Origin of the sequence: Bremerella alba (genome assembly GCF_013618625.1) — a bacterium.
Taxonomy (GTDB): Bacteria; Planctomycetota; Planctomycetia; order Pirellulales; family Pirellulaceae; genus Bremerella; species Bremerella alba.
Genome location: NZ_JABRWO010000005.1, coordinates 31,957 through 56,152 on the forward strand (window position 1 = coordinate 31,957; position 24,196 = coordinate 56,152).

Sequence of the window (24,196 nt, forward strand, 5' to 3'; positions counted from 1 at the left end):
TTTTCTGATTCTTACGGAGAACATCATGCCTAAAAGTCCTTCGATACGAAGTGCGCTGTACGGACTGCGAGGGCTGATTCTCTTTACTTGCTTGGTGGCCACTGCTGGCCTTCTTTACGCTCAAGCTCCTGAGGTCGCCACCGGAGGCGACTTGGCCGAACGTCAAAAACAACTGGGAACCAACTTCGAGGTTCTCGAAAAGCTGATGCTCAAGATGGCCGATATCGACGAGGCCAATAATCCTCAAAGGGCTACTCTGCTGCGCGAAGCCGTTCGCAACAGCCGCAACCTGCGTGTGTTGTCGCGTATGGAAGAAACGACCGGCACGCTCAACGAGGGACAACTCAAACGCGCCACCGATCAACAGTCTCTGATCGAGAACGATCTCCGCACGCTGCTAAAGTTGCTGCAAAGCGAAAACCGTGACGAACAAATCAAAGACGAAGAAGCCCGGATCAAGTCGTACATCAAATCCGCCCAGAAGCTTTTGAATCGTCAGCGTAGCATCCAAGGCCGGACGGAAGGTGGCGCGTCGACCAAACCCCTCTCCGACGAACAAGCCCGCCTGGCAGACGATGCGAAATCCCTTTCCGATGACATCGCCGAACAGGAAGAAGGGGGACGCCCCACTGACGCATCCCAGGAAGCGGATGCCGAGTCTCAGAACGGTAAGTCCGGCGAATCAGAAGACCAAGAGGGCAAGTCAGAAGAATCCAAAGAGGGTGAGCCCTCTGAAGGCCAGGAAGGTGAAGACAAGCCTGGCGACATGAACTCATCTGGCGATGATCCCCAAGACGGGCAAAGTAAAAATGGCCAAAGCAAAGAGGGCCAATCGAAGGAAGGTCAGTCAAAAGAGGGTGAGTCCCAAGAAGGCCAATCTTCGGAATCCGAAGGGGAGCCCAAGGATGGAGAATCGTCCGACCAAGAAAAGAAAGAAGGCGATTCCGAGAAGGAGGACTCTGAGAAAGAGGACTCCGAAATGAAGGACGGGAAATCAGAAAAGTCAGACGGCCAGAAGGGTGAATCCCCCATGGAAGGCCAATCGCAGGAAAACCAAGAGGGCAAGTCAGGCGAGAAAAGCCAGCAAGGACAACAGGGGCAACCCAGCCAGCAACAAGGGCAGCAGGGCCAACCAGGCGAGCAGTCGCAACAAGATCAACAGCAGCAACAAGAGTTCTCGCCCCGCAAGCGTATTGAAGAAGCTCAGCGACGGATGCAAGAGGCTCAAAAGAAGCTGGATGACGCTGACAAAGAGGGTGCCGTTCAAGAACAACAGGCAGCCCGCGATGAGTTAGCCCAAGCAATCGCCGAGTTGGAAGAGATACTGCGACAGCTTCGTGAAGAGGAAATCGAACGCGTCCTGGCGCGTCTGGAAGCACGCTTCATGAAGTTGCTCGAAATGCAACTTCGCGTGAACGACGATACCGAACGACTCTCGCAAATTCCACTCGACCAACGAGGCTCTGCCGAAGACGCTGAGGCCGGCAAGCTGAGCTTCTCGGAGAAGCAAATCATGGTCGAAGCTGACAAGTGCCTGGAACTTCTTAAAGAAGAAGGTTCCTCGATCGCTTTTCCCGAATCGATGATGATGGTTCGCGAAGACATGCAGGAAGTTGCCAATCGGCTGGGACAAGCCAAGCTCGACAGTTTGACCATCACCATTGAAGAAGACATCGTCACCGGTCTCGAGGAACTTCTCGAGGCCCTCAAGCAAGCTCAGAAGGATCAGGAAGAACGCAAACAACAACAACAACAGCAGCAACAGCAGCAACAGGGTGAAGAGCCGCTTGTTGACAAGATTGCCGAGCTTCGGCTGATCAAGTCGATGCAAGTTCGCGTCAATCAACGAACCAATCGATACGCTCAAATGCTGGACGATGCCGACGACGAGGTCGGTCAGGCGACCAGCGACGACTTGAAGAATCTGTTGCGAGATTTGGCCGAACGCCAAAGCCGCATTTATGACATTACTCGGGACAATGTTCAGGGGAAGAACCAATGAGTTTTCGCCGAATTGCCTGCTGCGTTTGCAGCATCGTCGCTCTCGGGGGACTTCACGTTTCCGCAGGATTTGCCCACGCGGAATCGGGTCTCGCCGTCGCCGACCATTGGACACCTCCCACGCGACAACAATTGGCCGAAGATCTCACGGCCTGGAGCCAGATCACCAACGCCCCTTCCACCACCAAGCAGAAGCTGCTGACCCTTTGGATGGAAGACAGCAACACCACGCTGAGCCTGCGAGAGCTACTCGATCAATCGCTGGAAATCAGCTCTGAAGGTATTTGGCAGCAGCTCCAAGCGTTCCAAGAGACGGGCGTGTATCAAGGGCCGATCGAGCTCGATCCCAGCGACCCCGATGCCTGGCCGCCCGGTTTTCTCGTACATCATGCGAAATTCGTTTACGGGAAGTGGCTCGCCGAACAAGGCTTCTACGATGAAGCATTGAATGAACTGAGCGAGCCGACTCCCGATCAGGTGGTCGACCCGGCGGCTCTCTTGTTCTTTGAAGCGGCCTGTCAGCACTACCTGCTGCAAAAAGAAGAGTGTGTTGGCACGCTGAAGCAGCTACTGGCCCGTTCCGAAGGACTTCCGGCTCGTTACCTCGCTTTGTCTCAGATGATGCTTAAGGATATCGAACCGCTTGAGACCGACTCGCTCGATGAAGTTGCCCGACTGATGCGCGACATCGAACGCCGTCTCGATCTCGGCCGCGCCGGTAAGAAAGTCCGCCAGACCGAAGAAGATGTCGTCGCCAAGCTTGACAAGATGATCGAAGACCTGGAAAAGCAGCGTCAACAGCAGCAGCAACAACAACAGCAAGCCCAGGGTAGCGGGCAAGGCTCGCAGCCGCAGCAAGACAGCAAGCCGGGCACCGAAAGTGGCCCTGGCAATGTCGATCCCAAAGACATGAAGAACAAAGGAGAGTGGGGAAACCTGCCTCCTAAAGAGCGTCAGGAAGCGTTGCAGCAGATCTCCAACGAGTACCCTTCGCACTACCGCCGGGCCATTGAAGAATACTTCCGCAAGATTGCTCGCGACCCATCCTCGGCCAACAACTAACCACCCCCGACCTTTGTCGCTCTGAGACATGACGCCTCATGAAGACGTTTTCCCTAATCATGCTATCGCTGCTCGCCGCTCCCCCTGCGGTCGAGGTCCAGCAATTGGACGGATCTACCACCAATGGCGCTCTTGTCGAGTTGTCTAATGACTCGCTGGAAATTCAGCTAGCCGATGGCAAGTCGTCCGTGTTACCCTCCAAAGAAATCATAAGCGTCCGTCCGCTCTCGCAGAACGACGCAACCACGGCTCCATCGGTTAGCAAAGAGTTGATTTTCGCCGGTGGTTCGCGATTGTTTTTAGCCGACATGCTGGTCTCGTCTCGCAATGCCGAACTCATGCTGACCGCGGGAGCACGCGTCGAAATCGGTAGAAGCGCGTTGAAAGGGGTCCGGATCTTGACTGCCGATTCGCAGTCTGCCGACCCCGAGGATGACCCTCTACACCAAAAGTGGCATGAACTTGCCCAACAGCATACCGGAGGGGACGCGATCGTTCTCAATCGAGAAGGAATGCTAACGGTTCAAGAGGTGGTCATTCACGCCGTGACCGCCGATGGAGTCAAAATTCAACTTGACGACATCACCACCACTGTCAATCCATCCAAGCTGTACGGTCTCCTCTTTTACCAGCGTGCCGCACGCGAATTCCCCGCGCCGCTGTGCGTCGTCCATTTGAACGATGGATCGACGCTGGTTTCCCAGTCGATCAAGATGAACAACGGCGAGACCCGCGTTACCATTTTGACCGGGACCGAGATCCCAATCCCTTTCGATCGTGTCACGAAGCTCGACTTCGCCGCCGGAAACATTCAATTTCTGGACGAACTGAAGCCCGCTCGAGTCACCTGGACACCGGTTCTTAAATCGGCCATCGCAGTCGATGACCTCTCGTTGGTCTATGCCCCGCGTATGAACCAATCGTTCCAAGGGGACCTGCTCCAACTCGAAGAAGACCAGCAGCCTCAGGTTTACTCGCGTGGGATCGCCGTGCATGCCACGTCCGAATTGCTTTACGATCTGCCTTCCGGCTTCCGCCAGTTGCAGATGCGTGTCGGCATCGCTCCACAAAGCCTGGGAACCTGTACGGCCAAGCTTCAGGTCATTGGCGATCAGAAGATTCTGTTTGAAAAAGACTTTAGTAATCAAACCCCGCCGGAAGATATCGCCTTGAACATCTCAGGCGTCCGTCGACTCAAAATCGTGGTCGATGCAAGTGATGGCGAAGATTTTGGCGACGTGCTCCATCTCTGCCAGGCACGCTTGCTCAAGTAATTCGAGAAGAAACCCGCATGCTTCGCACTGCTCAAATTGCCCCACTCGTTACAATTTCTCTCCTGTTTGCCTACCACGCAAATGCGGCGGAGACGGATCTGGTTCTCGATGCAGAACAAGCACGGATCGAAGCCGTCGCCAAGGCCTCGGCATCGACCATCTCGGTCTTCGCCGGAGCAGCCGGTGGTGGTAGCGGCGTGATTATCAGCGCCGATGGTTTTGCCGTCACCAACTTCCACGTGGCCGATCCCGCCGGCAACTTCATGAAGTGCAGCATCCCGGAAGACGGCGGCAAAGTCTACGATGCCGTCCTCGTAGGCGTCGATCCTGTTGGCGACGTGGCGGTTATCAAACTACTAGGACGCGACGATTTCCCAGCGGCCGAAATCATTGACAGCAACTTGGTTCAGGCAGGCGACTGGTGCTTTGCCGTCGGCAATCCGTTTCTCTTGGCAACCGACTTACAACCGACCGTTACCTGGGGCATCGTGTCTGGCGTTCACCGTTATCAGTACCCAGCCGGCACTCTGCTGGAATACACCGATTGCCTGCAAACCAATGCGGCCATCAATCCCGGTAACTCAGGCGGCCCTTTGTTCAACGACCAGGGACAACTCATCGGCATCAATGGCCGCGGCTCGTTCGAGAAACGTGGCCGGGTGAACGTGGGGGTCGGCTACGCGATTTCAATCAACCAGGTGATGAACTTCCTGGGCTATCTCAAGAGCGGTCGCATCATCGACCACGCCACCCTGGGTGCCACGGTAACCACCGACACGGAAGGCCGCGTCGTGGTGACCAACATTTTGAGTTCCTCTGACGCGTATCGACGTGGCCTGCGATATGGAGACGAGATCGTCAGCTTCGGCAATCGCGAGATCACCACCGTCAACGGTTTCAAGAACATCCTCGGCATCTACCCGCGTGGTTGGAGTATCCCGCTTTCCTATCGCCGCGAAGGAAAGCGTTACGATACCGTCGTTCGCCTGGCCGGCGTCCATTCGCGGCGAGAACTACTTGAAAAGACGGGCAATGCCCCGATTCCTCCGAGCCCAGAAGAATCGCCTCAGCCTGAGGATGGCGATAAGGCCCCACACGAGGATCAAGAAAAACCGAAGATGCCCATTCCCGGTCATGGAAAGCAGGAAGAAGCCAAGCCGCCTGAAGAGTGGAAACATCTGTACCAGGAAAAGATAGGCTACGCTAACTATCACTTCAACCAGCAGCATCAGGACCGACTCCGCAAGGCTCTCGACGCGATGGGCAACTGGTCGCAGACTTCCGACAACTGGGAATTAGAGTATTCGCTGGTCGACAACGATAACGGCGTGATTCACCTTGGTCCCATGACCGTCGAAGGTAAGCTTGCGGGCGTCAATCACAATATCGAAATCGCTGGCGACCTGACCGAGAAACTCGAGCCATCTGGTAGCGGGGGCCTGTTCCTGGCCCTCTACACTTGGAAGCGTCTGCTTCGCGAGAAGTTCGACACCTTTGGCGAAGTCTACTACCTCGGCACCGCACCGCGGCGTGATTTCGATGCACAGTACGACGTCCTGGTCGGTCTGTACGATGCCCTGGAAATCAGAGCCTATTTCGACCAAACAACGGGGCAGTTGATGGTCCTCGAGATGTTCCCCGAATCGGATTCTGATCCGTGCGAGATTGAATTCAGCGAATACCGCGAGACCGACGGCTACACGCTACCGCATCGCATGGTTGTTCGCTACGGCGACGATCCGTTCGATATCATCACGGTGAAAAAGTGGTCCCTGCAGCCTGCCGGCGAAGGAGTGTAACATGAGCGTGAAGCACTTAACTCAGACGCTGCTGGCGAGTATCGTGGCCCTTTGCCTGCTACTTCCTAATCAAACGGCAAACGCCGAAGCCACCCTTCGCGAAGTAACCCGCGACGTTCAACGAAAAGTCGTCAAGATCTACGGGGCAGGGGGGCTACGTGGTCTGGAATCGTACCAGTCCGGTAGCCTGATTTCCGACAAGGGACACGTCCTGACGGCCTGGAGCTACGTGCTCGACTCGAGCGTGATCACTGTTGTGCTGGATGATGGTCGACACTTCGTGGCCGAACTGGCCGCAGCCGATCCACGCTTCGGCATTGCCCTTTTAAAAATCGATGCCGAGAACCTGCCTCACTTCAGTCTCGACAAAGGTGTCTCGCCTAAGGTGGGGGATCGTATCTTGTCGTTCAGCAATCTGTTTGGCATCGCCGCCGGAGACGAGCCAGCAAGCGTGTTGAGTGGGTACGTTTCGGCCATCACTCCCTTGGAAGCACGCCGCAGTACGTTCCCCTCGGCGTACCAGGGGCCGGTCCTAATTGTTGACGCAATCGTCAACAATCCGGGTGCAGCCGGCGGGGTGCTGACCGATCAGGATGGCAATTTCGCTGGGCTACTAGGCAAAGAACTGCGTAGTTCGCGAAACGGTATCTGGCTGAACTACGCTATTCCAATCGCTCAACTACGAGAACCGATCGAAGACCTGCTTGCCGGGCGCTCGCGACCTGCGATTGATCCAGCCAAAGAGAAACCGCTGACACCAATCACACTGGGCCACTTGGGCTTGGTGCTGGTGCCCAACGTGCTGGATAAAACGCCCCCTTACGTGGAACGCGTCGTGGGCGAATCCCTGGCCGCTGCCGCCAAACTGCAACCAGACGACTTGATACTATACGCGGACGGAACGCTGATCTCCTCTCAGAAGGCGCTGATCGAAAAGTTTAGCTACATGGATCGGGACGACATCGTTTCGCTAACGGTGCTACGCGACGGACAACTGGTCGAACTCACTTTGAACGAATTGCAATAAATGTTGAAGCCGTTTCCTATCCTGTCTTGCCTACTGGTTCTAGGTACTTTGCTCTCCGCTACGCATGGGCAAGGTCAAGAGTTGAACATCGCCGAACAACAAGCGATTCAATCCGCTGTGGATCGTGTGGCCGCCAGTGTTGTGCAAATTGAAACGGTTGGTGGATTGGTCGAAGGGGGCGGGCCCAGCGAGGGAGCCAGCCGCACGACCGGCACCATTGTTTCGCCAGATGGCTTCATCCTTTCCAGTCTATACGGCTTTATCCAAGAGCCCTCCGGGATCCTCGTCAGCATGCCCAACGGCAAACGCGTCGTAGGCAAAATTATCGCGAAGGATACGCAGCGCAATCTCGTTTTGCTGAAAGTCGAAACCGACGCCGAACTGGCCGTACCGGAAACCATTGCCCGCGAGCAGCTGCAGCCTGGTCAATGGGCGATCGCCCTGGGCAAGACGTTTGCCAAAGACGTACCGGCGGTATCTGTGGGGATCGTCAGCGCTACCCACCGCGTTTGGGGCAAAGCGGTACAAACCGATGCGAAGATCTCGCCCAACAACTACGGCGGCCCCCTGATCGACATTCAGGGACGCGTGATCGGTATCCTTACGCCGCTGTCCCCACAAGACCCCGGCGCGACCGGTGGCTTCGAGTGGTACGACTCTGGCATCGGGTTTGCCGCTCCTTTGACCGAGATCCAGCAGCGGCTCGATACGCTGAAAGCAGGCCAAGACCTCAAGCCTGGCCTTCTGGGGATCAACCTCAAAGGCAAGGACATCGTCGCTGATCCAGCAGAAATCGCCGCCGTTCGCTACAACAGCCCGGCCCAAGTCGCCGGCATCCAAGAGAAGGACATCCTAATCGGGGCTAACCAACGTCCGATCGAACGTCAGGCCCAACTCAAGCATATCCTGGGAGAGGCCTACGCCGGTGACAGACTTGAATTTAAGGTCAAGCGTGGAGAAGAAGAGCTGACCTTTAGTGTCACCCTGGCGGACGAGCTTATTCCATATGAGCGTCCCTTCCTGGGGATTATCTTAGACCGAAACGTTCCTGACGCGGCCCTGGTCACTCAAGTGTTTGAAGAGACAGCTGCCAAAACTTCCGGCATTCAGGCAGGCGATAAGATCCTCCGATACGGCGACACCGATATCGACTCGCCGCAGACGCTGCGTGAAGCCGTCGCTACGGCCACGCCTGACACGGCTCATAAGTTGGTCGTCCTGCGTGACGAAGCCGAACAGACGTTGGAAGTCCTTCCTGAGGGCATGCCTTCGCAGTTTCTGGCCGACGCCGAGAAACCAACGGCCCCCGAAGGCACGGAAGCTCAGGAAGGCGTCCTCACTGGCGAAAGTGATTTTCAACTGGCCGAAGAACAAAACAGCGCTAAGTTGTTTGTCCCGGAAGCCGCGAAGAAACTTCCTTCGCTGGGGCTGGTCGTTCTACTGGGAGACGCCGAGTTCAAACTCGATCCGCAGTGGGAATCGTGGAAGAAGTACGCCGACGCGTTCGGCTACGCCGTCTTAGAGATCCAACCGGCCAGCGAGTCGCGTTGGACCCGTCCTGAAATCTCGGTCGTGCGTAAGATGATCGATCGGGTTCGCGACAACTACAACATCGACGCCACGCGGACCGTTGCCGTTGGCGGCAAGTCCGGTGGGGCAATGGCCCTGCTGCATGGCTTTGAAAACCGCGACGTCCAGAACGGTGCCGTGACCATCGAATCGGGCATTCCTCGCGGGACGAACATTCCTGATAACGAGCCGCTCGAGCGGTTGGAAATCGTCTTCATGAATGCTAAAGACTCAGAAACGGCCCTCGCGGTTGCCCCGCAGATCGAGGCACTTAAGAAAGTGAAGTTCAGCGTCATTGCGACCGAAACGACGGGAAATGGCGGGGAAAGCCAACTGTCGGAGACCGACATCGAAACGCTTTCCAACTGGCTCAATACGCTCGATCGCATTTGATCGCCTCGCCTCGGACGCCACCTTCCTTTGCTTCCTGCCCCGTTTACCAATGCGAGGACGATGCTCTCGAAACGCTCGCAAATCGGATTGATCTCTCTGACCACGTTAGCGGCCACAGCAGCGATCTGGCTTTTCGCCGACGACCAGTCTTACTACGGCCCCGCTCAGGCAGCGCTGCTGCGAATTGGGTTGGTGATGGGAGCCGTATGGATCGGGTTTCCCCAAATATCGAAGCTGCCGGTTTGGTTGGCCACCATTGGCATCGTTTCTGTACTGGCCATTCTGCTATTTAAAAAAGCGGCGATCGTGCTGATCCCGCTTTTGATTTTGATCTGGTTGTTGCGGCCGAGGCCGTCGAAGAAGCGAACCTCGACTAGCCGAGAATCTTCGTCTTCAAACCGTTAAGCAGCGTGACGGCGTGCCCGACTTCGGTCTTCTGGCGATCTGGTTCCTGCGGGATTTCACGTTCGATGGTCAGTGGTCCTTCGTAACCAACGAGTTTCAACGTACGCAGGTAGGCTTCGATATCGACATCCCCTTCGCCTAGCGGCACTTCCTGTCCCCATTCCTGGCCAGGGTTGGCAGCCCACTTGGCATCTTTGCAGTGGACGCTTCCCAGGTGGTGGCCCACTTTCTTCACGGCCTCAATTGGCTCGCCGGTTCCATAAAGGATCATATTGGCCGGATCGAAGTTAACCTTCAAGTTCTCGCGAGCCACGTCCCCGATGAACTGCAGCAGACCATCGGCCGATTCTTGCCCCGTTTCCAGGTTCACGGTTTGGCCCATCGCCCCACAGTGATCGCATAACTCTTGAGCGACGGCGACTACCTGCGAATACTGCGGATCGTTCGTATCGTGAGGAATGAAGCCAATGTGTAGGCCGATGCATTTGCAGCCGAGCATGTTGGCGAAGTCGGCGATATCTTTCATCTCGGCCGTTCGTGCGGCACGCGTTTCCGGCGGCACAAGACCAACCGTCTTTTGCGTGGTCGGGATATCGGCATAGCTTTCGCCTTCAAATCCGCCGAAGACACAAGTCACTTCAATGCCGTAGTCTTTTAGCTTCGCCAAAATCTTGTCGGCACTCTCTTGGTTGCGAGAAGACTTCTGGGGAGCGTGGATTTGAATTGTCTTAATACCCAACTCTTGGGCCACGTCTAAGTCCACGCCGAGCCCGGCATCAATGCTGGTGAAGACACCAATCGCCCACTTTTCCATAGTCATCTCCTTCTTAGGCAGGTTTCAATCGGAAGCGTTTCGGGGATATCTCAGCGGAATGTAAAGGACCCACCCAGAGATCGCAACCATGCGCTTTGGTAACGGTACAAAAAAAGCCCAGTAAATAAATCACTGGGCCTTTTCTTAGTTTTTACGCTTGAGCGTGGATACGACACTTACGCCAGATCGTTTTCTGGAGTCGAGTCGCTGTGGATGTCAAACCATTCTTCTTTGAATGGAATGTAGCCACCCTTGCCCTGGTTAGAGCGTTGGATCGCCAAGCGAGCCGTCAGTGCGATCACAGCGTCGCCCATGGCCACTTCGGGGTGACACTTCGGCTTGTTCTCAGGAGCCGGGTTGCGGATGCAGTAGGCCCAGTGTTCGATCTCTTCCGTGTAACCACGGCTGACCGGGCCTTGGCTGGCCGCATTGGCCAACGAGGCAGCTTTCGTCTGGCCGCCACTGGCCTGCGTATCCATCGTCGGGCCGTCGGCGTCCTTCTTGACGTTCAGCTTGGTATCTGCCGAGACGCCGTTCTTATACAGGGCGACGTCTTTTTCGTTATGCAGAACCAGGGAGCCCTTGGTTCCCATCACGACTTCGCCATATCCGCCAAAACCGTTGCCGTTAATAGACGAATAGGTCACCACGACCTTCTTGTGCGGGTCTTCCTCGTAGTTAGGAACACCCTTCTTCGCAGGCGGCCAATTGGTGACATCGTCGTAATACCCGACGTCGAACGATGGATCGTAACCGCTGCCTGGGAACTCGAACATGCAGTAAACGTGATCGTCTGCGTCGCGGTCGTAACCGAACAGGTGACGGCCACCGGTGGCATGCACGGCCAATGGATGAGCCTTCTTGCCATCCTTTCGCAACGCACTGATAAAGATCGATGCCGCGTCCAACTGATGGCTACCCAGTTCGGCCATCAAACCGCCACCAGTGCGGTCCCAAAGACGCCAACGGCACAGTTCTTCCAAAGCGGAAATTTGACGTTCGCCACCCTGACGATTGCGGATATTGAAGTCGTTGTAGCCGTACTTCGAAGCGTCGATATTTCGGTCTTCGTTCCAGGCCGCGTACTGAGCGTACATGGCTTTGTACTGTGCCCGACGCACCGGATCGCTTTCGCTGTCGGCGCGTTTCTTGAACGCGTTCATGCGATCCTTGATTTCGTCCTGAATCTCGCCGTCGGCCAGCTTCTCGCCACCGGGGATCGGCTGTTGCCAGCTGTCGCCACCTGGCAAGTTACCGCGGTGCCACTGAGCGCGGATGTGGTGAAGCTCGCCTAGCACGCCCCATTGAATCAGGTTCACGGCGTTGTCATACAGCACGCTATAGTGCCGTTGGTGACCGGTGGCGAGGTACAAATCTTGTTCCTCGGCCATACGGCCCATTTCCTTACACTGCATGACGGTGTGAGCCATCAGCTTTTCGGTCAGCACGTGTTTGCCGGCCGCCATCGCGTCCATGGCAACTTGTTTGTGAATAAACAGCGGCAAAGCACAAATAACGGCTTCGACATTTGGGTCGGCCAGCAGTTCTTTGTAATCGGTGTAAACCTTGACGTGCTTTTTCGCTTCGTCTTCGGTCTTCCAGTCGTAGACCGACATCAGCCCCTGACGGGCGTCCAAGGCTGCAGGGCTGGCATGGTCGCCGTGGAAGGCGCGATGCACGTTGTATGGGCGAATGTCCGAGATGGCGACCACGTCGACGTATTCCGGATTCAACGCGCCAATGAGCACGCTTCCTTCGTCACCGGTACCGATGACACCCACGCGAACGGGATCTTTCACCTTCGAGTAGCCAAAGTACATGGCCCCCAGACCGGCGCCGGAAACGGCACCAGCGGCAACAACACCCTTCAGAAAGTCACGACGATTGACACCAAGTGCATCGTGGTAGTTTTCCTTGCCGACGGCGAGCTCTTCTGGTTTCAAATTCATGTTTTACTCCCCTTTATTGGATGCACCGCGGCTGCAGCACTTGCTAAATGAGTTCCAAAGAATGTAATCCAGCCCGGCAAATCTGCCTGCGCCGATCGCGGCGATCAACAACAGCGCGACAATCTCAACCGACTGATAGTAGACAAAAGTAAGGTCCGCTCCATGGGCAAACGGCCACTGAGCAAGCATCACCTGAATCAAAAATCCGGCCACGCCCAAAGCAGCTAACCGGGTAAATAAACCCAAGATCAACAAAATACCACAAACGAACAAAACCCAGGTCACAATCAAATCGACAGGTCCCTGATTGGGATTCACCTGATTGACGCGATCATTGGTCTGCGTAACGGACTGCCCAATTGTATTGAGGTCGTCAATATAGTCGGCCTCAAATTTGGCGATGTCATTGGTCCATTTGCTGAGGTTTTTGAAAAGCTCTTGGTCTTTCTCCACCAAGCGGTCCTCGTAGTGGGCCAGGCCACGATAGCGCTGATCTTGGCGTCTTTCTTCGTAGAGTTGAAGCTCGTTGAAGTACTTCTCGATGTCTTCGGCGTTCTCGTCGAAGTAATAGTCGATACGGTTGTTGTAGCGACTCAGTGCTTTTCCAAATTGGTTGGCAGGTTCTTCGCCGAACTGACCAATCGCCCATCCGCGATAGCCATCGGCACGGCTTTTAATCGCGTCCTTATTCAGTCGATGCGTTCCGTAGATGTCAAAAGCCATGCCACGGAAGTTTTCGGCCAAGGGTCCTTTGGCGTTGCGCAAGAAGCCGGCCGACGAGAAATCGCCAGACTGAACCTTCTTGGAACCTTCCATAAAGAAATGCCAACCGGTGACGCACCGGAGGACAACTAAAATCACAATGGCAATCCAGCCAAGTTGGTATTTCGAGGTAGACAGGGAACTAGCTCCTCAAAAGTTCTAATTCGGGGTGGCGGTTGAAGGAGGGACGGCACTTTGTAGTAACTATGTGCCGGAGGTGGTTGGATAGACATCCATAGTTAATTATTGCCAGAAAAGGGCCGTTCGCCAAGAAGCGTGGGGCGGTAATTCCCCGAAAGTGCACCCCAATACGCCATTTTAGGCCGTATCGATTACCTTTTTATGACGCCATTGGCCGGTAAAGAAACGGCCCCAGTGCGTGAGTGCTAAAAGTATCACCCAACCCGTCATCGCCACCCATAACCCCTGGACGTGAATCATATCGAGCCATGCGCAAGTTGCCCCAACGACCAATAAGATCGAAGAAAAGATCAATCCCACAACAAGAATAAATCGCACATCGCCCGCCCCTTTCAGCGCACTGACAAACACCAGGTTCACCGCATCAAAAACACAGAAAAATGCGACAAACCGAAGGAGGACAATTGTGAGAGCACGTATTTCTTCGAATTCAGAGGGTTCCATCCCCATAGCATGGGCCGACAGAAAAAAGTCAGGCAAAAGCAAGTAGGTTAGCCCCATTCCACCGGCGTACATCACGGCAATCAGCAGCCCAGACCAGGTCGCCACGGCCGCTCGGGCCGGATCGGCATGCCCAATTTCTCGGCCAACCAGCGTGCTAATCGCGATCCCCAAGCCAATCAGGGGGACAAATGTCAGGGCATTGATATCAACGGCCAGCGTCGAGGCGGTCATCGCCGTCATGCCCATTCGTCCCATTAAGAAGGTAAAGCCAGTAAACGTCCCGACTTCCAGCAACACTTGAAAACCGCTGGCAGAGCCATATTGAAATATCCGACGCAGCAGCCCCGGCTCGTCGTTCGACCAATCGAGGAATCCAAACTGCCCACTGGACGCCGGCCGCCACAGCAAAATCAGGTAGGCCACGACCTTAAACCATTGACTCAAAGACGTCCCAACTGCTGCCCCGGTGATTCCTTCGAGCCATTCTCCGCAATAGCCAAAGATGAACAGGCCATCGAGCACCACGTTCAGCACGCACGAGCCAATTTCGACAAACATCACGATCGTCGTTTTGCCACGCCCGGTGAAGAAGGTCGACATAGCCGCCGAAACGACCGATGCCCCGGCTCCGAACGTGAGAATCTGAAAATAGCGAACTTCCAACTGTTGGACTTCGGCCGAATGCCCCACCATTGAGAACGCCCAAGCCGCCAACGGGATGGTCAGAAAGTAGGCTGGGATCATCAACGATCCCAGTTTGACCCCCTTACGAATAACGACTCCGATTTGATCGGGGCGCCCGGCACCATCGTACTGGGCGACGAACGTGTTCAAGTAAGAAGCAAGCCCGATCGGAAAACAAAGCAGCGTAAAATGCAGCATGCCGGCCGGCAGTGCGGCTGTCATCGCTTCCGGCGAATACCAGAAAAGAAACATCCGATCGACGAAATTCGTCATCGACCACGAGGCCGTCGAGGCGATCAGCGGCAGCGCGATCAGCAACAGCTCGCGAATACCGCACGGGCGACTCCACCAACTTACGTCGTTGCTGAGCGACACCGTCGACTCAACGTGCTGTGATGGTTCTGCCATGAGGCCTTAGCGAGGGAGGGGTGGGGTAAAACGAAGCGAATCTCAATTATTCGCGAAGGTAATTTTCAGACAATCGCAAACAACCAAGGTTCGGATTTCCGACGAGTAAACTTAACCCGATAGTCTGCATCCGCAGCTTGAATTACGATAGCTCAACACTTTCATTTCGCATTCCGATCTGTAGACCTACTTGCCCATGAAAATTGCACTTTGCTACCAAACGCAACCAGAGTTTGTCGAGGCAATCCAACAAGTCGCGCCCGACGCCGAAGTGATCGACGCAGGGCAAGAAGGAATCGCAGATGCCATTTTGGAAGCGGATATTTTCTGCGGACACGCCAAAGTCCCGATGCCCTGGTCTGAAGTCGTTCAAAACGGAAAATTGAAGTGGATTCAGTCCTCAGCCGCTGGCATGGACCACTGCTTGGTGCCGGAAGTGATCGCTTCGGACATCCTGGTTTCCAGTGCCTCGGGACTGTTTGCCAATCAAGTCGCAGAGCAGACTTTTTCCCTCTTATTGGGCCTGATTCGCAGTTTACCGGTTTTCTTTCGCGCACAAACGGTAAAAGATTATACCAGAAGACCAACCCATGATCTGCATGGCAAGACGGTTGGCATTGTGGGGCTGGGTGGCAATGGACGCCGGATCGCGGAAATCCTGGCGGCGTTCCAGACACGCATCCTGGCGACGGATCTCTTTCCCTACGATTGCCCTCCGCATGTCGAGGCGTTGTGGCCGGCAGATCGATTAGACGACCTGTTAGCCGCGTCGGACGTGGTGATCCTGACCCTGCCACTCAATTCCAGCACCTACCATATTATCGACGAAAGTCGCTTCGCAGCGATGAAGCAGGATGCCTGGTTCATCAACGTTGCACGAGGACAGGTCGTTCAAGAAACGGCTTTAGTCGAGGCATTACAAAGCAAAAAGCTACTTGGGGCCGGTATCGATGTGGCCGAGGTCGAACCCTTACCCTCGGATAGCCCACTATGGAATATGGAGAATGTCATTATATCCCCACACGTTGGGGCCCAGTCAGCAACTCGTAATGCCGATGCAACACAGCTATTTTGTACCAATCTGCGACGATACTTGAACGGCGAGCCTCCGATCAACCTGGTCGATAAGCAGCTCGGCTTCCCGGTCCGCAAGCCTTTGCAGTAACCACACAAGACCAGGCAACCAGCCTTTACAGCTGATTAATACGGAATACATTTACATACCCGAGAAATTCACGTTAATTCGAGAAAGAATCTTTACCCCGAGATTCACTCCCTCCTATCATGCACAAGGAAATCCTGCGTTTTGAACCCCGATGACGCTGACAGGAAGTCGCCACTGATGCTTACCACGACGCAACAGAATCTTCAGCCGACTCTTTCATTGGATGGCGAAGCCGCCGATCGAAAGTGCCCGGTTGAATTGCTGCAGCGGTACGAATCGCTTATTCGCTCGAAGCGATCGAGTTGGACCGAGCATTATGCGCTGCGTCGATTGCTCGGCTCTGGCGGACAAGGTTTGGTGTTTCTCACCGAGCGTCGTGGTGCCAATGGTTTTACTCTGCCACTAGCCATCAAGATCTTCTCACCAGAGCGATTTGAGAGCGCCACGCACTACAACGAGGCGATGGCGAGAATCGCCCGGGTTGCTTCGCGGGTGGCCCAGATTCAGCAGCACAACTTGCTCGAGATTCATAACTTCCTCGATTCGAGCACGATCCGTGTGATGGTGATGGAATGGGTTGACGGCTATGACTTGCAGCAATTGTCGACGCCTGGCATGGTCGAACGCATTCGCCCTCAGGTAACCGATCAGCGGTGGGAATACATCAACGAGGTAGTCGTCACCAAGGGGCCTCAGCAGCCGCGATTCAAGGCCGGCGTTGCCGTGGCGATCGCACGGGACTGCCTCGCCGCGTTGGCGGCACTCCATCGAGACGGAGTGGTGCATGCCGACGTTAAGCCGTCGAACATCATGCTCAAGCGTACTGGGGCGGCCAAATTAATTGACATTGGCTCCGCATTCGAGATCGACAATGCCCCAGATACGCGGACCTGCACACCCGCCTACGCGGCTCCGGAAGTGCTGGAAGGAGCCGAAGCGACCCAGCGAAGCGATTTGGCCAGCCTGGGCTACGTCTTGATCGAAATGCTCTCGGGACGCTCCCTCTTTGGTCACATCAAGAACTTCCGCGAACTGCTGGAAACCAAGCGTTTTCTGGCTCAACGACTGCTAGAAATCCTTCCCGAAGAAGTGACCTGCAACGAACTGCTGATGAACTTCTGCCGACGCTTGATTGCTCCTGATCCTTCCCGACGATTTCCTTCCGCTGAAGACGCCGACTTGCGCTCCGGCGGGGCCGCTTCGTTCCATCGTCAATTGGTCAAAGGGGACCTGGCAGTCGAATACGACAACGAGATCCGTCTATGGATTGAAGAACTTCAACAGACCGAAGAAGAATTGTCGTAGATCGGTATCGGGTTAAGAGCTCATCTCAGTTGGCGACGGCCTCCCGCATTGGTGACGACGCAAGGGGCGTCACGTCCAATTGAGAATCAGCTCGTTCTTACGCGGCTGAATATCAGCAGAGCATCTAGGTCTCATCCAGACACCTCTTTAAATAACACCCACAAAACCAGTCATTGGGGAGGGCCTTAACCTCCCTGCTGTCATCTTAGACAGACTAGGCTTAAACCCGTAGCAGCGGTCACCTCCGATAGTAGGAACTCTAGAAAGACAAATTAAATATTTCGTGATATCGCACCAGATATCAGCACTTATTTGATCTTTTGCGAAGCTGCGACAATTGCGATTGGCATGGCAATTGCCTAGCTAGGCTCAACTTCATTCTATTGGGCTGGCCCCGAAAATCCTCCCGTTACTCAGGGTTGTTTCGATGTCATCCTCTCTATTTCAACAGGGCCAAAAGAACTATGCCTCGATCTAACGCACCGCGTCGCGCTTTTACGCTGGTCGAATTGTTGGTGGTGATCGCCATCATCGGAGTTTTAATTGCACTTCTGCTGCCTGCCGTACAACAGGCTCGCGAAGCGGCTCGCAGAATGCAATGCAGCAATAACGTGAAGCAACTTGGTTTAGCCCTACATACCTATCACGACACCCATTTGACGTTTCCTTCAGGATGGATTGGCCCAAATCGCATGAGCTGGCAATCCATGATCTTGCCGCAACTGGAACAAAGCGCGCTGAGCGATCAGTTGGGTGCCGAGGGGGCGTTCACGGCTGATGGATCGTCTTCCGCTCCGGTCTGGCATAACAACACGGCGATCGTTTCAACCGGGACCACGCCGCTGGCCAGCACAATCATTCCTGGCTACATCTGCCCCTCGGATCCCTCGGAAAGCTTGAATACCAAACTCCGCTCGGATGACTCCTCGTTTCCAGCTCAATACGGGAAGTCGAACTATGTGGGGACCTATACCGCCGCACTCTACAACACGGCAGGAACCAAGACAGCAGATCGAAACGCGATGTTTTATGAAAACTCGGATCGAAAGTTCCGCGACATCACCGACGGTACAAGCAACACCTTGATGGTTGCCGAACGCGGAACCGTTGCTCACTACGTTGGCTCGTTATGGATCGGCTGGCATGACCTTTCCCCAGGTGGAACAACCGGCGACCGCTGGTTTATCACGCACGTGCGTATCAACCGCCTGAGTAATGATTCGCAATATGCAATCAATGGTACCATCGGCCACGCCGCTAGTAGCTCGCATCCCGGCGGAGCTCAGTTCTTACTCGGCGACGGGTCTGCACGGTTTATCCCCGAAACCATCGACGTTCAAACCTATTCGGCCCTGGGAACCATCGACGGCGCTGAAGTTATCGATGAATTCTAAAACTGCGTTTCCAAAACGTCGGTTACAAATTCATCCATATGTTATTAGAAGGACCATTTCAAATGGTGCGTGAATTTTTGGGATTGCTGGCGGTGGGAGTCACCGTGATTAGCTTGGCCGGATGTGGACAAAACACAGGTCCGGCCCTGGGGCAGGTGAGCGGCACCGTGACCCTGGATGGAAAACCACTCTCGAACTCGATGGTCAGTTTCTATCCCGATGCCGGCGGAAGATCGGCACATGGGATAACGGACAAGAGTGGAAAGTATCTACTTCAATTTACGGGGATGAAAAATGGTGCGTTGGTCGACACGCATAAAGTGAAGATTGAAACAGGCATTCAGTTATCTGAAAGCGAAACAGGCCCCAAACCCAAAAAGGTTTCGCAGCTTCCGGCCCGGTACAACAAAGAGACCGAACTGACCGCCAAAGTTGAACGAGGGTCGAATACCTTCGACTACGACTTGCAGTCAAAATAAAACGACCGAGGCAAACCTCTTAAAAGCTGACGCGGCGGTTTTCGGCAACGCTTTGTCGAGCCGCCTGGATCACGCGGGTTGATTCGCGAAACTCGGTTAAACAGTCGAAGTGATTGTTGCCATTTTCCAGCAAGCGATGGAAAGCCGAGAAGAGCCGCTCGCCTACCGGGCGTTCCCCTTCCAGCGATTCCATGTGCCGACCGGCACCGTTGAACCAGATCAGCGTGTTGGGCAGATCGATAAACGCGATCCCATTTTCGCAGCAGACCTGCATCGCAGCCGGCGGGCGGAACGAGACCGCCTCGGGCCAGTCGTTGCGAAGGTAGGTGCCAGCGCTAATCTGGGCGACCACGCGTTGACTGGGATCTTCCTTCGACTGGAAATCGACGCTCAGCATCTGATATTCCGTGTCGGTTGGGTTGTCAGCACGGGGGTAGCTCACGCTCATCAGCGACTCTGGCTTCCCGTCGACAATGTATCGGCACCAATCGAAGATCTCGGCCAGGTATCGCTGAATGATGAGCCAGCGAGGACTGTTGGCTCCTTGGGTAGGCGTAATTCGATGGTGGCAGAATATAAGCTTGGGGCGCCCAAGCTGCGTGGCGATCAATTCCTTCAGCCGAATCGTGGCCGGGGCGAAACGCCGTGGAAACTCGACCATAAAAGGAACTTTGGTCGATTCAACAAGCCGGACGACCTCGCTCTGGGACTCGGCGTCTAATTCCAATGCCGTATTCAGATAGACGGCTTTGCCGGCCAAGCAAGCCGATTGAAGCGGTAACAGCCCCGACCACTGTTGATCGAGCAGAAAGACCGCATCAATGTGGTCTGCCGAAATTGCTCGGCGGAAACCATGGGGGGAGAGCGCATTGAACTGCGATGCGGCGTTCTTTGCCCTTAAGGCCACTTCATCAAATATGAATTCGACCTTATAACGATCTTGAAGAGAGTGAAGGGCAGGGCGGTGACGCGACTCCCAATCGCACCCCAAGCCGACCACGCCGATATGTAACACCATACAGGGATACGTCCTTGAATTTCATCCAGGCGAATGCCTCGGTAGAGTTGCCGTAACTATTGGCTATTGAAGCATTTCTGCTAGCACAACTCTAGCCGGAATTGCAATTTCTTTTTCATTCTCTCAACCTTCGGCTACCAAGCAACTTGGTGTTCCGACCTGAAAAGTCTTTGGGAAGTTCTTATCTTGGACACTTGCCATGGACCTCTGAATCGTTAAACTTGGCCCAAACCCCAGAGACCGGTCACCGCACAAAACCCGTTGTGCAGCGTTTAGCGGTCGAACAAACGAGTTCGTCTCGTTCACAAGTCGCAGTAAATTGCGACCCTCCCGCAAAAACGACTGACTGGATTCCACCAACGACAACCACACCCCACCAAGTTTTCTGGACTACGTGGTCTGTTTGTACACCTGTGACCCAAGGTGCAGGCCCAACCCAAGCTAACCGGCAGAATTAAGTAAGGAACGAATTTTATGCTCGGTATTACCATGGCCATCTTGTTGCAAGTTTCCGCAGTTGGCGACACGACTACCGATTACAACTCGGCGTTCAAGTCCGCTTCGGAAACCGGCAAGCCGATGCTTGTCCTGGTTGGCACCGAATGGTGCCCAGCGTGCGTGACGATGAAGCAGTCGATCATCCCACGTCTGCAACGTGCTGGCCGTTTGAGCGGTGTCGTCTACACGGAAGTGGATGCCGATGCCCAACCACGAATCGCCCACAGCATTATGTCCGGCGGAGGCTACCCACAATTGGCTCTCTACCGCAAGACGAAAGATGGCTGGCGTCGTCAGATTTTGATTGGCGTTCAATCAGAATCGACAATCCAGACGCTGGTAGACCGTGCGGTCGCCGCCCAGAAGTCGGAAAGCGATAAGCTGGAAGTTCTGCCCGTTTCGCAGTAGTTTCCTCTGCAACTTCGCGATGCCCCGCAGCATCACGAAATATGGTCTGAAGCTTGGGGCGGTCCATTGCGACCGCCCTGGTTAGGCTGGCACAAGCTCTCGTTGCCAACCTCTCGATATCAGCCAGCTAAGCGGCTCTCTCTTTTTAAAGCTTCAAGAAGCACATGCTGACCGAAAGCAGTCGGTCATCTAGCATGATCGCTTCGGAATTGTCATGCTCGAAGGACGCACTCACGAACTCGAGTCCGCGAGCAAACGCCATCTGATAACCTGCCCCTACAATAACCGAAGGAACTGTTATTCCCTGGAACGAGAAGGTCGTTTTCGACAGCTGCGATTTGATCCCACCGCAAATCATGTTGGTCAATTCACCGGCGCCATCAACGATCTGGCTGGTCAGCTTACCGAACTCTTCTTGAAGCAGACCTTCCACCACATTGATCGCCATCGTTTCGGACATGTTTACCGTGATGAAACCGGAAACGCGTCCGTGCACACCAATGATGCCCGTCACCAGGCCATTCTCCCGCAGTGGCACCCGTGCCACCCCGACACAACGTGCGGATGTCCCGCACATGGTCAGCGCCTTTTCGACGGAATGAACTACAGCTTCGGCCAGAATGTTATTAGTTCCTGCCAAACTAGTCGCGGTTTCAGTAGTTGCGGTTGCCATATTTTTTGCCCACTTCCAGGAATTCACGGAACGCCTATTCCGAAATGCTTTGTCTAGGAAGTATGGGACAACATTTCCGAAAAATAATGATAGGGGGCAAGACGGAACACCTTGGTGACATCTATCAGTCGTCCGAACCGGCATAACCGTGACAACAGGACCACCATCCCCCACCGCTCTGGCAAGACCGTTAAGCTTCCGTAGGGGGCTGAATGTGATATCGGCGAATTTTTCGATCGAGCGTCGAACGTTCAATCCCCAGAATTCCCGCAGTGCGGCTCTTATTCCAGCCGGTCGCACGCAATGTCGCGCCAATATGACGCTTTTCAAGATCTGCGAGCGAAAGAGGTTCATAGCCACTCTTGGTCGCATTCAGCTCAGCCGTATCCCCACTTGCGGTCAAGTTAGACAGGGCGAGGTCCTCGGTACTGATTCGTTCCGATTGATTCAACACGACGGCCCGTTCGATCACGTTCTTAAGCTCGCGAACATTGCCCGGCCAACGATACTTTTGTAGATCGTCAATCGCCGACTGGGTAAAGCCTAAGATCTTCCGCCCGGTCTCGGCATTGAACTTCTGCACGAAGTACGATGCCAGTTCAAGGATGTCTTCAGGACGCTTGCGCAGCGGCGGCACGTTTACTTCCACCACCCGCAGCCGGAAGAACAAGTCGCGGCGAAAACGTCCTCGCTCGACTTCTTTCTCCAGGTCTCGGTTGGTGGCCGCGATCACCCGCACATCGACCTGTACGGCATCGTTCCCACCAACACGTTCAAACGGATGCCCTTCGAGCACACGGAGAAACTTGGCCTGAATGGCCTCGCTCATTTCGCCGATTTCATCGAGCATCAGCGTTCCTCGGTGGGCCGCTTCAAACTTACCGACTTTGCGATCGGTGGCACCAGTAAACGCACCTTTCTCGTGCCCGAACAGTTCGCTCTCGAGCAGCGACTCGCTCAGTGCCGCACAGTTCAAACAGACGAAAGGGCCTTTCTTGCGTGTGCTGGCAAAGTGGACAGCTCGCGCGACGAGCTCTTTACCGACACCACTTTCGCCGGTGATTAAGATGGTCGCTCGGCTGGGGGCGACCCGGGCAATCTGGTTCTGCACGTCGAGAATTAGCGGGCTGCTTCCAACGATATTGCTCTCAGCGCCTAAACGCTGTCGCAGCTCGTCGATCTCGACCATCGATTGCGAAATCGTTTCGGTCAGTTCCTTCTGACGCTCGAGATTCTTCAGGGCCAACGCGACATTTTCGGCAACGGCCAACGTGAACTCAAGATCTTCCGGATCAGGTATCCGCCCGGTATCGGTCGAGTACAGGTGAATCAGGCCGATCACTTTTCCGTTCTGCCGGATCGGAGCGGCCAGCACACTGGTCGCGTGGATATCTCCCTTGCTGTCGCGGCTACCAAAGCGGCTGTCGTCGGTCACATTGCGGGCCAACACCGCTTCCCCTTCGCGCAGAACCGTGTTGGCTAGAAACCGCGAGATCCGATGATAGACCGGCAACTTGTCGGTTCGAGAACTAATCAGTTCCAGGTCCTTCTCGGTCGCTGGGCCTTTGAAAGTCCGGGGTATCAACAGCACGGCCCCCGAATCGACCTGCGTACTTTCAAACAAGCCTTCTAGGGCTAGATTGGAAACCGCAATGATGTCGGCTTGCTGGGCCAACTCGAACGCTAACTGACACAACCGAGCGGCTGCCCGGCCGACACGCGGTACGACCGAACTTTCTTTCGAGTCCTCTCGCTCTGGCTTGAGAAAACGCGTCTGCTGCCGACGATGCGTGATGTTGGTCGGCTCGGCAATATCGAGCACGTGTTCGCTGTCGAAGCCGGCAACCGTTTGCTCGACATCAACACTTGAATCAAACAGATGGTTACTGCTGGACGATCCATCGGGAAACGCCGCCGAAAGATCGTTCACAAACGCCAACTGCGAATTGGCCACACGGATAATATTGCCCGGCGTGAGAGCTTGATCCCCACGAATAGGGGAGTCATCTACGGTGGTGCCGTTGCGCGAGTCGAGATCGCGAATGGTCCAAACCCCTTGCGAGAGAAAGATCTCGGCATGGTAGCGGCTACAGCGATCCTCCTTGATCACAATCTGATTGGTCGGCGCACGACCGATCGTAACATTTTGCCCTTCGACGAGTCGAAAAACGTCTGTCCACTTGGAACCTTCACGAATAATCAAATACGCGATCATTCTTTTTTACTGACCTTGCCTTCGTAAACTCGCCGACCTGTTACCACATGTATCGTAATAATACACTTATACGCACGAGTTTGTTCAAGGCAAAATAGTTGGTGGTCAATTTTGCGGCAGTTATGTGCCATAGCCTCGAAGGATTGGTGTTTCCTTCTTCTAGGATGTATAGGTAGAATAGGCAGATCCGATTCGGCTGACCAATCCCCAAAAAACGCACAGCCTGACCATGAAGACTGGGAAAATGGG

Annotated in this window: 19 protein-coding genes; 12 read left to right on the forward strand and 7 right to left on the reverse strand. The window is 54.8% G+C overall.

Annotation, left to right across the window (positions count from 1 at the left end; genetic code table 11):
- Positions 1-25 precede the first annotated feature (25 nt).
- The 7 genes from HOV93_RS09730 to HOV93_RS09760 are packed head-to-tail and all read left to right on the forward strand — an operon-like array spanning position 26 to position 9,530.
- Positions 26-2,002 carry a hypothetical protein gene (locus HOV93_RS09730; RefSeq protein WP_207396306.1) on the forward strand — a complete coding sequence of 659 codons (1,977 nt, stop codon included), beginning with the start codon at positions 26-28 and terminating at the stop codon, positions 2,000-2,002.
- Positions 1,999-3,063 carry a hypothetical protein gene (locus HOV93_RS09735; RefSeq protein ID WP_207396307.1) on the forward strand — a complete coding sequence of 355 codons (1,065 nt, stop codon included), beginning with the start codon at positions 1,999-2,001 and terminating at the stop codon, positions 3,061-3,063. Before HOV93_RS09730 ends, HOV93_RS09735 begins: the two co-directional genes overlap by 4 nt.
- Positions 3,064-3,101: 38 nt before the next feature.
- Positions 3,102-4,337 carry an NPCBM/NEW2 domain-containing protein gene (locus HOV93_RS09740; protein ID WP_207396308.1) on the forward strand — a complete coding sequence of 412 codons (1,236 nt, stop codon included), beginning with the start codon at positions 3,102-3,104 and terminating at the stop codon, positions 4,335-4,337.
- 17 nt (positions 4,338-4,354) lie between these two features.
- Complete coding sequence (locus HOV93_RS09745; RefSeq protein ID WP_207396309.1) at positions 4,355-6,136, forward strand: S1C family serine protease; 1,782 nt, start codon at positions 4,355-4,357, stop codon at positions 6,134-6,136.
- Position 6,137: 1 nt separating this feature from the next.
- Entirely contained in the window at positions 6,138-7,163 is a 1,026-nt protein-coding gene (locus tag HOV93_RS09750) for a S1C family serine protease (protein ID WP_207396310.1), read from the forward strand.
- Positions 7,164-9,125 carry a PDZ domain-containing protein gene (locus HOV93_RS09755; protein WP_207396311.1) on the forward strand — a complete coding sequence of 654 codons (1,962 nt, stop codon included), beginning with the start codon at positions 7,164-7,166 and terminating at the stop codon, positions 9,123-9,125.
- A 60-nt stretch (positions 9,126-9,185) separates the two neighbouring features.
- Positions 9,186-9,530, forward strand: a complete 345-nt coding sequence (locus tag HOV93_RS09760) for a hypothetical protein (RefSeq protein WP_207396312.1) — start codon at positions 9,186-9,188, stop codon at positions 9,528-9,530.
- Here HOV93_RS09760 and HOV93_RS09765 read toward each other — a convergent pair.
- The 4 genes from HOV93_RS09765 to HOV93_RS09780 form a co-directional block, all read right to left on the reverse strand.
- Positions 9,499-10,344 carry a sugar phosphate isomerase/epimerase family protein gene (locus tag HOV93_RS09765; RefSeq protein WP_207396313.1) on the reverse strand — a complete coding sequence of 282 codons (846 nt, stop codon included), beginning with the start codon at positions 10,342-10,344 and terminating at the stop codon, positions 9,499-9,501. The two genes, HOV93_RS09760 and HOV93_RS09765, sit on opposite strands and share 32 nt — an antisense overlap.
- Positions 10,345-10,520: 176 nt before the next feature.
- Positions 10,521-12,293, reverse strand: a complete 1,773-nt coding sequence (locus HOV93_RS09770; RefSeq protein ID WP_207396314.1) for a Gfo/Idh/MocA family oxidoreductase — start codon at positions 12,291-12,293, stop codon at positions 10,521-10,523.
- 3 nt (positions 12,294-12,296) lie between these two features.
- Positions 12,297-13,154 (reverse strand): DoxX family protein, encoded by an 858-nt coding sequence (locus HOV93_RS09775; RefSeq protein WP_207396315.1) that lies wholly within the window; start codon positions 13,152-13,154, stop codon positions 12,297-12,299.
- 219 nt (positions 13,155-13,373) lie between these two features.
- Complete coding sequence (locus HOV93_RS09780; RefSeq protein ID WP_207396316.1) at positions 13,374-14,792, reverse strand: MATE family efflux transporter; 1,419 nt, start codon at positions 14,790-14,792, stop codon at positions 13,374-13,376.
- A 196-nt stretch (positions 14,793-14,988) separates the two neighbouring features.
- Here HOV93_RS09780 and HOV93_RS09785 point away from each other — a divergent pair, with 196 nt between their 5' ends.
- From HOV93_RS09785 to HOV93_RS09800, 4 genes are all read left to right on the forward strand, one after another.
- On the forward strand, positions 14,989-15,957 hold the full coding sequence (locus tag HOV93_RS09785) for a D-2-hydroxyacid dehydrogenase (protein ID WP_207396317.1): 969 nt from the start codon (positions 14,989-14,991) through the stop codon (positions 15,955-15,957).
- 177 nt (positions 15,958-16,134) lie between these two features.
- The gene (locus HOV93_RS09790; RefSeq protein ID WP_207396318.1) at positions 16,135-17,262 is read left to right on the forward strand and encodes a serine/threonine-protein kinase; all 1,128 of its coding nucleotides are present in this window, start codon (positions 16,135-16,137) and stop codon (positions 17,260-17,262) included.
- A gap of 464 nt (positions 17,263-17,726) precedes the next feature.
- Entirely contained in the window at positions 17,727-18,656 is a 930-nt protein-coding gene (locus HOV93_RS09795) for a DUF1559 domain-containing protein (protein ID WP_207396319.1), read from the forward strand.
- A 62-nt stretch (positions 18,657-18,718) separates the two neighbouring features.
- Positions 18,719-19,135: a carboxypeptidase regulatory-like domain-containing protein gene (locus HOV93_RS09800; RefSeq protein WP_207396320.1), complete on the forward strand. Its 417-nt coding sequence runs from the start codon at positions 18,719-18,721 to the stop codon at positions 19,133-19,135.
- 19 nt (positions 19,136-19,154) lie between these two features.
- Here HOV93_RS09800 and HOV93_RS09805 read toward each other — a convergent pair whose 3' ends face one another.
- The gene (locus HOV93_RS09805; protein WP_207396321.1) at positions 19,155-20,153 is read right to left on the reverse strand and encodes a Gfo/Idh/MocA family protein; all 999 of its coding nucleotides are present in this window, start codon (positions 20,151-20,153) and stop codon (positions 19,155-19,157) included.
- Positions 20,154-20,627: 474 nt separating this feature from the next.
- On the opposite strand from HOV93_RS09805, the gene HOV93_RS09810 reads away from it, so the two are divergent.
- On the forward strand, positions 20,628-21,059 hold the full coding sequence (locus HOV93_RS09810; protein WP_207396322.1) for a thioredoxin family protein: 432 nt from the start codon (positions 20,628-20,630) through the stop codon (positions 21,057-21,059).
- A gap of 145 nt (positions 21,060-21,204) precedes the next feature.
- Here the strand turns inward: HOV93_RS09810 and HOV93_RS09815 are convergent, their stop codons facing one another.
- Positions 21,205-21,732, reverse strand: a complete 528-nt coding sequence (locus HOV93_RS09815) for a chemotaxis protein CheX (protein ID WP_207396323.1) — start codon at positions 21,730-21,732, stop codon at positions 21,205-21,207.
- A gap of 190 nt (positions 21,733-21,922) precedes the next feature.
- Complete coding sequence (locus HOV93_RS09820; protein ID WP_207396324.1) at positions 21,923-23,947, reverse strand: sigma 54-interacting transcriptional regulator; 2,025 nt, start codon at positions 23,945-23,947, stop codon at positions 21,923-21,925.
- Positions 23,948-24,196: the final 249 nt, after the last annotated feature.